The organism is Nocardia sp. NPDC019323 (assembly GCF_044389845.1).
GTDB lineage: Bacteria > Actinomycetota > Actinomycetes > Mycobacteriales > Mycobacteriaceae > Nocardia > Nocardia implantans.
In genome coordinates this window covers 746135-760352 of the sequence record NZ_JBIRYN010000003.1, presented here as the reverse complement: position 1 = coordinate 760352, position 14218 = coordinate 746135, and the positions used below count along the sequence as shown (strand labels likewise).

Here is a 14218-nt window from a genome sequence, read left to right as displayed (position 1 = left end):
ACGTGACGGCTGTCGTCGTCGGCTCGGGTCACAACGCCTTGGTGGCCGCCTGCTACCTCGCCCGCGCCGGGCACGAGGTCGAAGTACTCGAGCGGGACGACGTCTTCGGCGGAGCGGTCTCGACGGTCGAACGGTTCCCCGGTCACCGGGTCGATCGCGGCTCGTCGGCGCACATCATGATCCGCCACACCGGCATCGTCGACGACCTGGAACTCGACCGTTTCGGCCTGCGGTACATCGACTGCGACCCATGGGGATTCACCCCGGCGCACACCGGCCGCCCCGCCATCGTCTTCCATCGCGACCTGGATGCCACCTGCGCCTCCATCGCGGCGGCCTGCGGCAGGCGGGACGCGGAGGCCTACCGCCGGTTCGTCCGGGTGTGGGGTCCGCGCAGCGCCAGGGTGATGCGGGCGTTCGGCGGCGCGCCGACGCCGGGCAGGCTGGTGCGGTCGTTCTGGGGACTGGACGCGAACAGCGGCGGCAGCGCGCTGTCGCGGGAATTCCTGCAATCCGGCGACGCCCTGCTGGACTCGTTCTTCGAGGACGAACGGCTGAAGGCGGCGCTGGCCTGGTTCGGCGCGCAATCCGGGCCGCCGATGTCGGAGCCGGGCACGGCGCCGATGGCCGGCTTCGCCGCGCTCATGCACACGCTGCCGCCGGGTCGCGCGGTCGGCGGCAGCGGAGCGCTGACCACCGCGCTGGTGGCACGGCTGCGATCCGACGGCGGGGTGGTCAGCGCGGGCGACGCGGTGTCCGCCCTGCGTCGTGACGGAGACCGCTGGCTGGTGCGCACCGCGTCGGGCCGAGAGTTGCGCGCCGGCATCGTGATCGCCGGTTGCCACGTGCTGACCACCCTGGACCTGCTGCGCGCCGGTGGCTTCGACGGCGCGGTGCTCGACGACTGGCGCGGGCGCATCCGCGTGGGCCCCGGGATCGGGATGGTGGTGCGGGCCGCGACCTCGGCGCTGCCCCGCTACCCCGGCAGCCCGATCGAGCACTCCTCCCGCGGCCTGCAGTTCCTGGTGTCCGATCGTGCGCAGTTGCGGCGCGCCCACGGAGCGGCGCTGGCGGGTGACCTTCCGCCGCGGCCGGTCGTGCTCGCGATGAGCTTCAGCGCCGTCGACCCGACGATCGCGCCGCCCGGCGAGCACCAGTTGTCGCTGTGGGCGCAGTGGCACCCGTACCGGCCCTCCGGCGCGGACTGGGCCGACCTCGCGCAGCGGGAAGGCGACCGGATCATCGCCGAAGTCGACTCCTACGCGCCCGGCTTCGCGGCGACCGTGCTGCGCACGCACGTGCAGACGCCGGTGGACCTGGAGCGCGAACTCGGGCTCATCGGCGGCAACGTGATGCACGTGGAGATGTCGCTGGACCAGATGATGCTGTGGCGTCCGCTGCCCGAGCTGGCGGGGCAGCGGGTGCCCGGCGCGCCGGGGTTGTATCTGACGGGCGCGTCGACCCATCCCGGTGGCGGCGTCTCCGGCGCCAGCGGGCGCACGGCCGCCGCCCTCGCGCTGCGCGACCTGAACCGGCCGAGGTTGCCGCGGTGGCTGCGGCGATGACTGACTCGGGCTACTCGCCGCGCGTGGCGCCCACCGGGTCCGCGCCCACGCGGGAAGACCCAACGGCTCGGTCGGCCGGCTTGCTGCTGCCACTCGCCCTGGTCGCCATGACGATCGTCGCGCAGATCGGTTACCCGCTGACGGCGGGTGCCGCGCGTGACCGCGTCACCATCGCGGTCGTACTGCTGTCCGCCGCCGCCGCGCTGGCGCACGCGACCGCGACAAGGGGGTTGCGCTATGCCGTCGGTTTCCTGGTGGTCGTCTCCGGCATCGGCCTCACCGCCGAGGTGATCGGCACCGCGACCGGCATACCGTTCGGCTGCTACGAGTACGCGACCGACCGGCTCGGGCCGGCCCTGCTCGAGGTGCCGCTGCTGGTCCCGCTGGCCTGGACCGGCGGGATGTATCCGGTGTGGGTGGTGGCCGGGTTGCTGTCGCGGCGAACGGCGGTGCGAGTCGCGGCGACGGCGGTGGGCGCGGTGGGCTGGGATCTGTTCCTGGATCCGCAGATGGTGACCGACGGGCAGTGGACCTGGTGCGACACCCGATCCGGGCTGCCCGGACTGGACCTGATTCCGGTCACCAACTACCTGGGCTGGTTCGGCGTCGCGCTGGTGATGGGCTGCTTGCTGGCGGTCTGGGAGCGAGCGGCGCCGGATCCGGTACGGATGCGGCCTGGTGGCCGCGCGGTCGCGGTCCCGGTGGCCTTCTTCCTGTGGACCTGGCTCGGGTCGGCGCTGGCGCACGCGGCGTTCCTCGGTCTCGCGCCGTCGGCCGGATACGGTTTCGCCGGCATGGGGATGCTCGGCGTTCCCCTGCTCGTCGCGCTGGCTCGCGCGCGGCGCTGACCCGGCGCGCCGACGCGCGCTGCGACTGGCGCGTTTCATTCCGGGCGGATGGCCTGGCACGATGTCACCCGTGCAGCCGAGTCCCGTCACCACGAAGCTCGATTCCCCGGATCTCCCGCAGCGACGGGTCCCACGCCGCGGTGTGCGTGCCGCTTCGGTCGTCCTGCTCGCGGCGATGCTGGTCCCGCTGCTCGCCGGCTGCCTGCGGGTGCAGGTGTCGATGGGAGTCTCGTCCAACGACCGGGTGTCCGGACGGATCGTCGCCGCCGTGGTGCCCGCCGACGCCGGGGACAAGGGCCCGCAGCTGAAGGCGCCGGAGACGCTGGCCGCCAAGGTGCGGGTGGAGCCGTACGCCCAGGACGGGTACACCGGCAGCCAGGTCTTCTTCGAGGATCTGTCCTTCGGCGAGGTGCAGCAGCTCGGCCAGCTGTCCGAGCAGACCCAGGGCATGTTCCAGTTGCAGTTCCAGCGCACCGGCGACCTGGTCAGCCTGACCGGGCGAGTCGATCTGAAATCGGTTCCGCCGCACGGGTCGGACGTGCAGTTCACCATCGCGTTCCCGGCCCGCGTCGCCAAGACCAACGGCAGCCGCGAAGGCGACAACGTCGTGTCCTGGAAGCTGCCGCCCGGCGATGTCTCCACGCTGCGCGCCGAGGTCAGCTACGCCGACCCCAACACCCGCTCGTTCGCGGGCTGGGCCGGCATCGCAGGCGGCATCACCCTCGCGGTGGCCGCCATCGTGGCCGCCATGGCGTACATGGACCGCAACCCCGCCGCGCCCGGCGCGCCGGAAGTCGGCTTCTCCCTGAGCCGCTGGTGGCGGTCGGTGACGCAGAATCGCTGAGCGACAGGTCGGTGCGCCGGGATAGCGTGGCCCGCATGGTGAGGATCCTGCCTTCCTGCGCCACCGCGGTGGCGGCGCTCGGCGCGGGCATCGCGCTGTACAACCGGGTCACCGTGCGGCGGTTGACGACCACCCCGACGACGGTGATCGAACCGGTCACCGTCTGTATCCCGGCGCGTGACGAGGCCGACCGGCTACCCGAGCTGATCGGCGACCTGCGCGCCCAGATCGGCGTGCCGCGCATGGCGGTGCGCATTCTCGACGACGCTTCCACCGACGACACCGGCGCCGCCGCCCGCGCGGCCATCGACGGCGATCCGCGTTTCACGCTGCTGCGCAGCGAGTCCCATCCGGTTCCCGGCTGGACGGGAAAGGCAGCCGCCTGCGTCCGGCTGGCCGAGGAAGTGTCGACGCCGGTGCTGATCTTCTTGGACGCCGACGTGCGCCTGGCCCCGACGGCGCTGGCGGCGGCGGTCGGGGCGCTGCGCGGTCGGGGCGCCGCGCTGGTCTCGCCGTGGCCCCTGCAAGTCGCCGGTTCGGCGGCGGAGGCCGTGGTGCAGCCCCTGCTGTGCTGGTCGTGGGCCTCGACGCTGCCGATCACCGCGGCCGACCGGAGCCTGCGGCCCGCCACGGCGGTGGCCTGCGGCCAGTTCCTCGTGTTCGACAACGCCGCCTACCGGTCGGTGGGCGGTCACGCGGCGGTGGCCGGGAGCGTCACCGAGGACCTCGATATCGCCCGTGCGCTGCGGCGAGCCGGTCACTCGACGGTTCTGGTGGCCGCGGGAGCGTCGGCCCGCACCAGGATGTATCGCGGCGCCGCGGAATTGGACGCGGGCTACACCCGCTGGCTCTGGTCGGCCTACGACGGCACGATCGCTGGCGGTGCGGCGGTGGGACTGATTGCCGCCTTTGCCTATTGGGCGCCGCCCGCGATGGCGGTGTTCGGCCGTGGAGCGACCCGAACGACCGGATCGATCGGCTGGCTCGCCGCCGTCGCCGGGCGGCTGCTGGCCCGTTCGACCGAGACCGGCGGCCCGCTGCGGCCATCTGACCTGCCGGCCGCCGTCGCGCACCCGGTGTCGGTGGCGGCGTATCTGCTGCTGTGGGCGCGGTCGCACCGGGCCCGTCGCCGCGGCACGGCGCGCTGGAAAGGTCGCTCGCTTCCCTGATCGCGCCGAGCCGCGGCCGCAACCTCACGGCACCGGCGTGATTCCGACGGTCGGCAGGAAGACGCAGGACTTGGCGCCGTTCTGCACCGAGCCGAAGACCGCGGCGAGCACGGTTCCCTTGCCGGTGTCCACCGGAACGGCACGCACCCCGCCCATCGGGAGCGACGCGACGAGGAAGTCGCGGATCGCCTGCTCGGCGGCTGGTCGCAGGTCGGCGGGAACGGCCGCGGGGATCATCGAGCGGGCGACCTCGGGCAACGGTCCCATGGCGGCCGTGCCGCCGCGGCCGGTGTTCAGATTGAGCCAGGCCACTTGCATGCCTCCGGTATTCGGACCGTCCGGCCCGAGGCCGTAGGGCACGAAGGTGAACATGGCTTGCCCGGCCTTGACGGCGCTGAGATCCTGGCCGGGAATCTGGACGGTGTTCTTCGGCCACGGCCCCGGGATGGCGCCTGCCACGGCGGGCGCCAGCCCGGCCGTGGTGTTGTCGAGGCAGAACGCCGACGCGCTGGGGTAGGCGAACGGCTGGATGCCGAGCGCGCGCAGCGCGTCGAGCGCGGCTTGATACGCGCCGAACAGGTCACCGGGAGCGGCGATCGGCACGGAGTCCTCGGCGGATGCGGGAAGCGTTACGTCCGGAGCCGCGAACGCGGCGGCGGGCCCGGAGAACACGAGGGCCATCGAACTGGTCGCGACAGCGGACAACTGGGTCAGACGGCGCAATATGGTCACGAAACCTCCTCATCGGCGGAACGATCGAGGGGGACAGTACTCCGGCAAACGCATTCATCAGCCGGGATTCCACACAGCAATTTCGTGGCGAGTCCTGTTTGCCCGGAACGGACCTCAGCGTCGCACACCGGCGTTCCCCAGCCTCGGTGATACCCGTATGCTGCATCGGACCGGCATCGTCCCGCAGCGCCTGTCCTGCACCGGCGAACTCACCGCGCCCTCGATCGAGCAGCGCACGCCTGGTTACTACAAGGATCCGATGCACGCGCGTGGGCAAGGTCTACGCTCACGGTGATTACTTCTCTTGTTCCATGCTTCCCTTGCTGGGCATCATGATTCGGCTCGCCCCTGACACCCGTTGACAGGGGGTCGGCGCCAACCATCCAGAGCGACCGAGAGACCTGGCTCGTCGACGTCGCAGCAACCCCCCGGTCACCGGGTGCGGGTGCTTCCGCCGGGACCGATGGAGGAACCGAAGTGATCATCGAGGACCCGTCATGAGCGCGTCCACCGCGCCGGACGCCGCCCCCGAGGCCGCCGCGCCGAACGAACCGGACCCGACCCGCACGCCCGCCCCTGTCGCGAGCGCCGCGACGCCTACCGTCGCGAAGACCCGGCATCCGTGGCGCTGGGTGGTCAGCGCCGTCGCCCTGATCGTGCTCGCCCAGTTCGTGCACGGCCTGGCCACCAACCCCGGCTGGGACTGGCCGACGTTCGCGCGGTACATCACGGCGAAGTCGGTGCTGTCGGCGCTGCGGGTCACCCTGGAGCTGACCGCATGGGGCACGGCGCTGGGCTTTCTGCTCGGCACCGCCCTCGCGATCGCCCGGCTGTCGAACAACCCGGTGCTGCGGGTGATCTCGTGGGTCTACATCTGGGCGTTCCGCTCGATCCCGCTGATCGTGCAGTTGCTGTTCTGGTTCAACATCGCCTACCTGTACCAGACCCTTTCAGTCGGCATCCCGTTCGGGCCCGCGCTGTTCACCTTCGAGGTGAACGGGGTGATCAGCGGTTTCACCGCCGCCGTTATCGGCTTGGCGCTGCATCAGGCGGCCTATTCGGCGGAGATCATCCGGGCCGGGTTCATCGCGGTGGACGCGGGTCAGCTGGAAGCCGCGGCTGCGCTCGGGATTCCGCGGCTGCGGCAGTTCCGCACGGTGGTCATGCCGCAGGCGATGCGCTCGATCCTGCCGAACGCGACCAACGAGGTGATCAGCCTGTTCAAGGGCACCTCGATCGTGTCGGTCATGGCGATCGCCGAACTGTTCTACCAGGTCCAGGTGATCTACGGGCGCAACGGCCGGGTGGTGCCGCTGCTGATGGTCGCGACCGTCTGGTACATCGTGCTCACCACCGTGCTGTCGGTGGCGCAGTACTACATCGAACGCCACTACGCCAAGGGCGCGCACCGCACGCCGCCGCCGACGCCGCTGCGACGCGCGTGGCGGAAGCTGCGCGAGGTCGCCGAGGCCGGTCCCGCCGCACCGCGCGGAGCGACCCGATGAGCGCCGCACCCGCCGTGCAGGTCCGCGGCCTGCGGAAGTCCTTCGGCTCGCACGAGGTGCTGCGCGGCATCGATCTCACCGTGCGCTCCGGCGAGGTGGTGGCCGTGATCGGCCCGTCCGGGTCCGGCAAGTCCACCCTGCTGCGCGTGGTCAACCATCTGGAGACGCTGGACGCGGGCACCGTGCACATCGACGGCGAGCTGATCGGATACCGGCTGCGCCGCGATCGCCTGCACGCCCTGCCCGACCACGCGGTGCGCAAGCAGCGCTCCCGGATCGGCTTCGTCTTCCAGCAGTTCAATCTGTTCCCGCACCTGACCGTGCTCGACAACGTCACGCTGGCGCCGCTGTCGGCGCAGCGGCGCGACCGGACCGAGGTGGAGCGCGAGGCGCGCCTGCTGCTGGACCGGGTCGGCATCGGACACCTGGCCGACGCGTATCCGCGCAGGCTGTCGGGCGGGCAGCAGCAGCGAGTGGCGATCGCCCGCGCGCTGGCGCTGCGCCCGCGGGTGATCCTGTTCGACGAGCCGACCTCCGCGCTCGACCCGGAACTGGTCGGCGAGGTGCTCGACGTGATCCGCGATCTGGCGCACGGCGGCACCGCGCTGGTGATCGTCACCCACGAGATCGGTTTCGCCCGTGAGGTCGCCGACACCGTGGTGTTCCTCGACGAGGGCGTCATCGTCGAGCAGGGCCCGCCCTCGGCCGTCCTCGACCATCCCGAACACCCGCGCACCCGCGCGTTCCTTTCCCGAGTCCGTTGACGAACAGGTTTCCGATGAAGTTCTCCGCCCTGGTCACCGTCGCCGCCACCACGGTCGCGCTGCTGGCCACCGGCTGCACCGAACCCGAGGCGGACAACGCCGCGCAGCCCGCCGGTTCGATCACCTTCGACCTCTCCCCCGCCCAATCCGGCCGGATCAGGGTGGCCAAGGTCGACGCCATCGCCGCCGAGGTGCCGAAGGCGATCCGCGACCGCGGCACGCTGGTGGTGACCGGCGCGGCCGGCGCGGCGCCGCCGCTGCGGTTCTACGCCACCGACGACAAGACGGTGGTCGGCTCGGAAGTCGACTTCGCCTCGCTGATCGCCGACATCCTCGGCCTGAAACTCGACGCGCAGGTGGCCGATTGGTCGCAGAACTTCGTGCGGGTGGACTCCGGCGAGGTGGACGCGTTCATCTCCAACGTCACCGTCACCGAGGAACGCAAGGAGAAGTACGACTTCGCGACCTACCGCAAGGACAACGTCGCGCTGGAGGTGCCGATCCAGAGCAAGCTCGACTACAAGGACCGCACGAGCCTGGCGGGCAAGCGGATCGGCGTCGGCAGCGGCACCAACCAGGAACAGCTGCTGGTCAAGTGGAACGAGCAGAACCGGGCCGAGGGACTGGCGCCGATCGACATCGCCTACTTCCAGCAGGTCACCGACTACTACCTGGCGCTGGCCTCGCAGCGGCTGGACGGCTACCTCGGACCGAACCCGACGGCGATCTACCACGCGGCCACCGCGAAACAGACCAGGATCGTCGGCACCTTCTCCGGTGCGGGCGAGGCGCTGCAAGGCGAGATCGCGGTGCTCACCAAGAAGGACAACGGGCTGATCACCGCCGTGCAGCACGCACTGGCCTACGCCATCGAGCACGGCGCCTATCAGCAGGTGATCGACCGTTGGGGCCTGCAGAGCGAGACGGTCACCGAATCGCGGATCAACCCGCCCGGCCTGCCGAAGAAGCGATGAGCCGATGGCGCGTCGCGCCCGAATGGCGCCGCCGCGTTCCCAGCAGGCCGTCGGCGACCGCCGACACCGACCCCGACCCCGGCGAGAAACTCGTCCGTCCCGAAGTATCTGGAGTTGCCCCGTGATCCGAACCCGTCACCGAATCGTCGCGCTGGCCGGCGCGCTCGCCACGGCCACCACCGTGGCCGCCTGCGGCAGTGATTCGGCCGCGCCCGGCGGCGACGCGGGCCCGCCCCAGCCGGGCGGCACGCTGCGCTACGGCCTGTCGCAGGCGCCGACCTGCTCGGATCCCGCCCAGGCAGGCACCAATCAGACGCTGTATGTCGCCCGGCAGATCGTGGATTCGCTGACCGACCAGGACCCGGCCACCGGCGAGCTGAAGCCGTGGCTGGCGCACAGCTGGGAGTCCAGCCCCGACGCGAAGGTCTTCACCTTCCATCTCGTCGACGGCGTCACCTTCAGCGACGGCACGCCGCTCACCGCGGAATCGGTGCGCAACACCTTCGATTCGGTCGTGAAGCTCGGCTCGGGCAAGGCGCCGCTGGGCAGCAGCTACCTCACCGGCTACGTCGGCACCACGGTCGTGGACCGGCTCACCGCCCGGGTCGAGTTCAGCAAGCCCAACGCGCCGTTCCTGCAGGCGTCCTCGACCGCCGCGCTCGGCATCCTCGCCGACGTGACCACCGCCAAGCCCGCCGAGCAGCGCTGCCTCGGCGACAACGTCGGCAGCGGGCCGTTCACCTACGCGGCCTACCGCCAGGACGCCGCGGTGACCCTGGCCAAACGAACCGGCTACCACTGGGGTTCGACGGTGTTCGCCCATCGCGGCGAGGCTTACCTGGACAAGATCGAGTTCACCGTGGTGCCCGAATCCGGTGTCCGCACCGGCAGTCTCGCCTCCGGACAGCTGGACGCGATCAGCGACGCGCTGCCGCAGGACGCGGCGCAGATCGAGGCGGCGGGCGGACGGGTGCTCAGCACCGCCAATCCGGGTGTGCCGTTCGGCTTGCAGCTCAACGTCACCCGGGGGCCGCTGCGCGATCCGGCGGTGCGCACCGCCCTGCTGCCCGCCATCGATCGCAAGCAATTGGTCGACACCGTGCTCGGCCCGCAGTTCAAGCCCGCCACCAGCACGCTGGCCAGCAGCACACCCGGCTACACCGACCTGTCCGCGCGCCTGGCCTACGACCCGGCGAAGACGCGCACCCTCCTGGATCAGGCCGGATGGCTGCCAGGGGCGGACGGCGTCCGGGCGAAGAACGGCGAGCGGTTGTCGTTCTCGGTGCTGTTCAGCCAGGTGTTCGCGGGCAACCAGGCGATCCTCGAACTGGTCCAGCAGCAGCTGCGGCAGGTCGGCGTCGAGCTGAAGCTGGATCTGGTGTCCACGGCGGAGGCGACCGCTCGGCAGGGCAGCAAGGACTTCGACGCCTTCTATGGCAACACCACCCGCGCCGACGGCGACATTCTGCGCACCACCTTCGGTCTCGACGGGCGCAATCTCAACGCGCGCGGTCCCATCCCCGCGTTGGACGACGTGCTGAACGGGCAGGTCAGCACCGTCGACACCGCGACACGCAACGGGCTCATCCGCGCCGCGCAGGAACAGGTGCTCGACGCCGGGTTGCAGCTGCCGACCGTCGAGCTGTCCCAGGCCATCGGAGCGAGCGGGAACACACGGGACCTGAAGTTCGAAGCCTCGGCCCGATTGCAGTTCTTCGACACCTGGCTGAGCGGACGATAGTCATGGCGCGCTATCTGGCCCTGCGGGCATTGCAGGCGATCTGGGTGCTGTGGGCGGCGTTCACGCTGTCGTTCGTGGTGCTGTATCTGCTGCCCGCCGACCCGGTCTCGATCGCGGCCGACGGCGGCGGCGCCGGCACGCCGGTGGACAAGGCCGCCATCGCCGAGCTGCAAGCTCGCTACGGGCTGGATCGGCCACTGTGGGAACAATATTCGACCGCGCTCGGGCACGCGGTGCGCGGCGACCTGGGGCATTCGATCGCGACCGGGCAGCCGGTCACCGGCGCGATCGGTGACGCGCTGCCCGCCACGCTCGAATTGGCCGGGACCGCACTGCTCTTCGCGGTCGTCGGCGGTGTCGCGCTGGCGTTCGCGGCGACGCAGAGCCGGCGGCCCTGGCTGCGCAACGCCTTGACCGCGCTGCCGTCGCTCGGCGTCTCGGTGCCGACCTTCTGGACCGGATTGCTGCTGTTGCAGGTGTTCTCGTTCCAATTGCGGCTGGCGCCCGCGTTCGGCGGGCACGGTTTCGCCGGCACGGTGCTGCCCGCGCTCACCTTGGCCCTGCCGATCGGCGCGGTCATCGCGCAGGTGCTCACCGCCGGGCTGGAGACGACCTGGCGTCAGCCGTTCGTCGACGTGGCCCTGGCCAAGGGCGGTTCGCGCTGGTGGGTGCGGCGCACGCACGTGCTGCGCCCGGCCAGCGTGCCCGCGTTCACCATCGCCGGGGTCCTGGTCGGCAACATGCTGGCCGGATCGGTGGTGGTGGAGACGGTCTTCGCCCGCCAGGGCGTCGGGCGGCTGACCCAGACCGCGGTGCTGGCGCAGGACATCCCGGTGGTGCAGGGCATCGTGCTGCTCACCTCGGTGGTGTTCGTCAGCGTGAATCTCGCGGTGGACCTGCTGTATCCGCTGCTCGACCCGCGTATCGCCGCCCGCTCCCGCAGGGTGCGCGGCGAGTCCGAGCAGACCGCCGCCGACACCGCCGAGGAGGCGATCGTTCGTGCCTGACCCTGCTCCCGTCCTTCCCATCGCCTGGCTCGTGCCCGGCGCACCGCTCGCCGAGGGGGTGCGGACTCGTGGTTGACGTCACCGAGGAACAGCGCAGAGCGGTGCTGCCCGGCCTGCGGCGACCGGTCGTGCGATGGAAGACGTTGCGCGGCAACGCCGGAGTGCTGGTCGCGGGCGCCGTCGCCCTGCTCGCCGTCGGGTGGGCGCTGGCGCCGTCGGTCTTCGCCGGTGGCGACCCGCTGACCGGCGTGCCCGCGCAGAAGTTGCAGAGCCCCAGCGCCCAGCACTGGTTCGGTACCGACAATCTCGGCCGCGATCTGTACACCCGGATGGTGCACGGCGCCGGTCTGTCGCTGACCGCCACCCTGGCCGCGGTGGGCATCGCGCTGATCGCCGGGTCACTGCTCGGGCTGCTGTCCGGCGCGATCGGCGGCGTGGTGGACGCGGTCGTCATGCGGGTGGTCGATGTGCTGCTGTCGGTGCCGTCGCTGCTGCTGTCGCTCGCGCTGGTCACCACGCTCGGCTTCGGCACCCGCAATGTGGCCGTCGCGGTGGGCATCTCGCTGGTGGCCAACTTCGCGCGCGTGATGCGATCGGAAGTGCTGCGGGTGCGCCGAGCGGTGTTCGTCGAGGCCGCCCACGCCGCGGGCGTGCGCTGGTACACGGTGCTGGCCAGGCACGTGCTGCCCAACTCCTACCAGCCCGTACTCGCGTTGGCCGCGGTGGAATTCGGCATGGCGGTGCTGGCCGTGTCGGCGCTGAGCTTCCTCGGCTACGGCGCGAAGCCGCCGACACCCGAGTGGGGCACGCTGATCTCCGAGGGACGCAACTATCTGGCGACCGCGTGGTGGATGACCACCCTGCCCGGTCTGGTCATCATCGCCGTCGTGCTCGCCGCCCAGCGCCTCGGACGCGCGATCGGGAAGGGGGAATCCGCGTGAGCGCCTCGGCATCTCCGCTGTTGCAGGTCGAGAACCTGCGGGTTCGTTATCGCTCCGACACCGGTCCGATCACCGCGCTCGACGGTGTGTCGCTCACCGTGGCCCGCGGCGAGGTGGTGGCGCTGGTCGGCGAGTCCGGCTCCGGCAAGTCCACGCTCGCCCACGCCGTGATCGGCTTGCTCGGTCCGAACGCCGAGCTCGCCGGGGGAACCGTGACCTTCGACGGCGCCGTGGTCGACACCGGTTCCGAACGGGCGCTGCGGCGGCTGCGGGGAGCGCGCGTCGGCTTCGTCCCGCAGGACCCAGGGCTGTCGCTCAACCCCGTCCGGCGGGTCGGCGCTCAGGTGGCCGAATCGCTGCTGGTGCACGGGCTGGCCGACCGCAAAGCGGCGCGAGCGCGGGCGATCGAGCTGCTGGCCGACGCCGGACTGGACCGGCCGCAGCTGCGGGCCGCCCAGTACCCGCACGAGCTGTCCGGCGGGCAGCGTCAGCGGGTGCTGATCGCCGCGGCGCTGGCCTGCGCACCGGAGCTGGTCATCGCCGACGAGCCGACCAGCGCGCTCGACGCGACCGTCGCGCGCCGGGTGCTGGATCGGCTCGCCGAGCAGATCGCGCAGCGCGGCACCGCGGTGCTGCTGATCACCCACGACCTGGCCGTCGCCGCCGAACGCGCGGACCGGCTGGTGGTGCTCAACGGCGGCGAGGTGGTGGAGAGCGGCGCCACCGCCGAACTGCTGGCCGCACCGCGCCACCCGTACACCAAGCGCCTGCTCGCCGCCTCGCCCAGTCTCGCTCCGGCCGGCGGCTACCGCGACCCCGAGCCGCGCGACGGCGAGCCGCTGCTGATCTTGCGCGACGTGCACAAGACCTTCCGGGCGCACGGGGGCGACAGCGTGACCGCGGTGGCGGGGGTCGGCTTCGAACTCGGTCGCGGCGAAACCCTCTCGCTGGTCGGTGAATCCGGATCGGGCAAGTCCACCACCGCGCGGATCGCGTTGCGGCTCACCGAACCGGACCGCGGCGAGGTCGTCTTCGACGGGCAACCGCTGTCGCGGGCACGCGGGTCGCGGCTGCGCGCGCTGCGCAAACGCTTCCAGGTGGTGTATCAGAATCCCTACGCGTCGTTGGATCCGCGCTGGCGGGTGGGCGCGATCATCGAGGAACCGTTGCGCGCGTTCGGGGTCGGCGACCGCGCGCAGCGCCGCGACCGCGTGGCGGAGCTGCTCGCGCAAGTCGCGCTCCCGGCCGGGTTCGCCCAGCGCAAGCCCGCCGAGCTGTCCGGAGGACAGCGCCAGCGCGTCGCCATCGCGCGGGCGCTCGCGCTGCATCCGGAGCTGCTGGTGCTCGACGAACCGGTGTCCGCGCTGGACGCCTCGGTGCAGGCGCAGATACTCGAACTGCTCGACCGGCTGCAGGCCGAGTTGTCGCTGAGCTACCTGTTCATCTCCCACGACTTGGCGGTGGTGCGCCGCATCAGCGATCACGTGGCGGTGCTGCGGCACGGTCGCATCGTCGAATCCGGCCGCACCGCGGAGATCTTCGGCGATCCGCGGCACGAGTACACCCGCGAGCTGTTGTCGGCCATCCCGGCGCCGGCCGTGGCGAAAGGCGTGCCCTGATGGCCCCTCCGACCTACCGCCACAGCCGCGTGCTGAACCGGCCCTGCTGGGCTCCGTGCCGCAGCCGCCCGGAACCCGTCCCGTCCTCCGCGATTACCCCTCCCCGCTCACCGGAGCCCACCAGCGGCCACAAGCCGAGCACGTGGTGGCACCGACCGAAAAGGATCGCCCTGATGGTGTACTACGCCTTCAACCGGAAACCCGCCGCCGACGCCGACCCCGCCGACGCGCCGGACGGTCCAGCCGCCACCTTCGACGCCGACCCGGCCCGCTGGTGGCGCACCCGGATGCGCGCCCCGCGTGCCGCCGGCACCTTCGGCAACGGGCGAGTGCACGCGGTCGCACCGGTCCGCGCCCCGCGGGACCGACGCGACGTCCGGTCCTCACCCCCGCTGGCCGCCGCACTGTGGCAGCAGGCGTTGTTCCTGGCACCCGATGTAGCCGCAGCGGGAACGCACCCGGCGCTGCGGCAGCAGATCGACCCGGAGGGCAGGGCCTGATGACCCATC

The 14218-nt window shown here is 71.6% G+C and carries 14 protein-coding genes and 1 riboswitch; of the genes, 13 read left to right on the top strand and 1 reads right to left on the bottom strand.

The window, feature by feature from the left end; translation table 11 throughout:
- Positions 1 to 2: 2 nt before the first annotated feature.
- The 4 genes from ACH49X_RS16470 (at position 3) to ACH49X_RS16455 (ending at position 4426) form a co-directional block, all read left to right on the top strand.
- A complete protein-coding gene (locus tag ACH49X_RS16470; RefSeq protein ID WP_357209127.1) occupies positions 3 to 1565 on the top strand; it encodes an NAD(P)/FAD-dependent oxidoreductase in 1563 nt (520 codons plus the stop codon).
- Between the two features lie 107 nt (positions 1566 to 1672).
- Positions 1673 to 2413: a carotenoid biosynthesis protein gene (locus ACH49X_RS16465; RefSeq protein ID WP_323124703.1), complete on the top strand. Its 741-nt coding sequence runs from the start codon at positions 1673 to 1675 to the stop codon at positions 2411 to 2413.
- Positions 2414 to 2474: 61 nt separating this feature from the next.
- Complete coding sequence (locus tag ACH49X_RS16460) at positions 2475 to 3257, top strand: LppM family (lipo)protein (RefSeq protein WP_397070100.1); 783 nt, start codon at positions 2475 to 2477, stop codon at positions 3255 to 3257.
- A 35-nt stretch (positions 3258 to 3292) separates the two neighbouring features.
- On the top strand, positions 3293 to 4426 hold the full coding sequence (locus ACH49X_RS16455) for a glycosyltransferase family 2 protein (RefSeq protein WP_195077855.1): 1134 nt from the start codon (positions 3293 to 3295) through the stop codon (positions 4424 to 4426).
- A 24-nt stretch (positions 4427 to 4450) separates the two neighbouring features.
- On the opposite strand, the gene ACH49X_RS16450 is transcribed toward ACH49X_RS16455, so the two are convergent.
- On the bottom strand, positions 4451 to 5158 hold the full coding sequence (locus tag ACH49X_RS16450) for a hypothetical protein (RefSeq protein WP_195077854.1): 708 nt from the start codon (positions 5156 to 5158) through the stop codon (positions 4451 to 4453).
- 157 nt (positions 5159 to 5315) lie between these two features.
- Here ACH49X_RS16450 and ACH49X_RS16445 point away from each other — a divergent pair, with 157 nt between their 5' ends.
- The 9 genes from ACH49X_RS16445 (at position 5316) to ACH49X_RS16405 (ending at position 14209) form a co-directional block, all read left to right on the top strand.
- The gene (locus tag ACH49X_RS16445) at positions 5316 to 5453 is read left to right on the top strand and encodes a hypothetical protein (RefSeq protein ID WP_357112483.1); all 138 of its coding nucleotides are present in this window, start codon (positions 5316 to 5318) and stop codon (positions 5451 to 5453) included.
- Positions 5454 to 5534: 81 nt separating this feature from the next.
- Positions 5535 to 5628: riboswitch (SAM riboswitch) on the top strand.
- Between the two features lie 27 nt (positions 5629 to 5655).
- A complete protein-coding gene (locus ACH49X_RS16440; protein WP_357209129.1) occupies positions 5656 to 6663 on the top strand; it encodes an amino acid ABC transporter permease in 1008 nt (335 codons plus the stop codon).
- Positions 6660 to 7427: an amino acid ABC transporter ATP-binding protein gene (locus ACH49X_RS16435; RefSeq protein ID WP_357112488.1), complete on the top strand. Its 768-nt coding sequence runs from the start codon at positions 6660 to 6662 to the stop codon at positions 7425 to 7427. Before ACH49X_RS16440 ends, ACH49X_RS16435 begins: the two co-directional genes overlap by 4 nt.
- Before the next feature lie 14 nt (positions 7428 to 7441).
- Positions 7442 to 8401 (top strand): ABC transporter substrate-binding protein, encoded by a 960-nt coding sequence (locus tag ACH49X_RS16430; RefSeq protein ID WP_357209130.1) that lies wholly within the window; start codon positions 7442 to 7444, stop codon positions 8399 to 8401.
- Positions 8402 to 8522: 121 nt separating this feature from the next.
- Positions 8523 to 10142 carry an ABC transporter substrate-binding protein gene (locus tag ACH49X_RS16425; protein ID WP_323124694.1) on the top strand — a complete coding sequence of 540 codons (1620 nt, stop codon included), beginning with the start codon at positions 8523 to 8525 and terminating at the stop codon, positions 10140 to 10142.
- A 2-nt stretch (positions 10143 to 10144) separates the two neighbouring features.
- Positions 10145 to 11149 (top strand): ABC transporter permease, encoded by a 1005-nt coding sequence (locus ACH49X_RS16420; protein ID WP_357209132.1) that lies wholly within the window; start codon positions 10145 to 10147, stop codon positions 11147 to 11149.
- A gap of 128 nt (positions 11150 to 11277) precedes the next feature.
- Positions 11278 to 12090: an ABC transporter permease gene (locus ACH49X_RS16415; protein ID WP_397070141.1), complete on the top strand. Its 813-nt coding sequence runs from the start codon at positions 11278 to 11280 to the stop codon at positions 12088 to 12090.
- Positions 12087 to 13709, top strand: coding sequence for a dipeptide ABC transporter ATP-binding protein (locus ACH49X_RS16410; protein WP_195077848.1), 1623 nt, complete (start codon positions 12087 to 12089; stop codon positions 13707 to 13709). Before ACH49X_RS16415 ends, ACH49X_RS16410 begins: the two co-directional genes overlap by 4 nt.
- 173 nt (positions 13710 to 13882) lie before the next feature.
- A complete protein-coding gene (locus tag ACH49X_RS16405) occupies positions 13883 to 14209 on the top strand; it encodes a hypothetical protein (protein ID WP_357209133.1) in 327 nt (108 codons plus the stop codon).
- The last annotated feature ends 9 nt before the right edge of the window (positions 14210 to 14218 follow it).

Bases quoted from the DNA above. Each gene is read 5' to 3' on its own strand.
- ACH49X_RS16465 (WP_323124703.1), top strand. From the start codon at position 1,673: ATGACGATCGTCGCGCAGATCGGTTACCCGCTGACGGCGGGTGCCGCG.
- ACH49X_RS16460 (WP_397070100.1), top strand. From the start codon at position 2,475: ATGTCACCCGTGCAGCCGAGTCCCGTCACCACGAAGCTCGATTCCCCG.
- ACH49X_RS16455 (WP_195077855.1), top strand. From the start codon at position 3,293: ATGGTGAGGATCCTGCCTTCCTGCGCCACCGCGGTGGCGGCGCTCGGC.
- ACH49X_RS16445 (WP_357112483.1), top strand. From the start codon at position 5,316: ATGCTGCATCGGACCGGCATCGTCCCGCAGCGCCTGTCCTGCACCGGC.
- ACH49X_RS16440 (WP_357209129.1), top strand. From the start codon at position 5,656: ATGAGCGCGTCCACCGCGCCGGACGCCGCCCCCGAGGCCGCCGCGCCG.
- ACH49X_RS16435 (WP_357112488.1), top strand. From the start codon at position 6,660: ATGAGCGCCGCACCCGCCGTGCAGGTCCGCGGCCTGCGGAAGTCCTTC.
- ACH49X_RS16430 (WP_357209130.1), top strand. From the start codon at position 7,442: ATGAAGTTCTCCGCCCTGGTCACCGTCGCCGCCACCACGGTCGCGCTG.
- ACH49X_RS16420 (WP_357209132.1), top strand. From the start codon at position 10,145: ATGGCGCGCTATCTGGCCCTGCGGGCATTGCAGGCGATCTGGGTGCTG.
- ACH49X_RS16405 (WP_357209133.1), top strand. From the start codon at position 13,883: ATGGTGTACTACGCCTTCAACCGGAAACCCGCCGCCGACGCCGACCCC.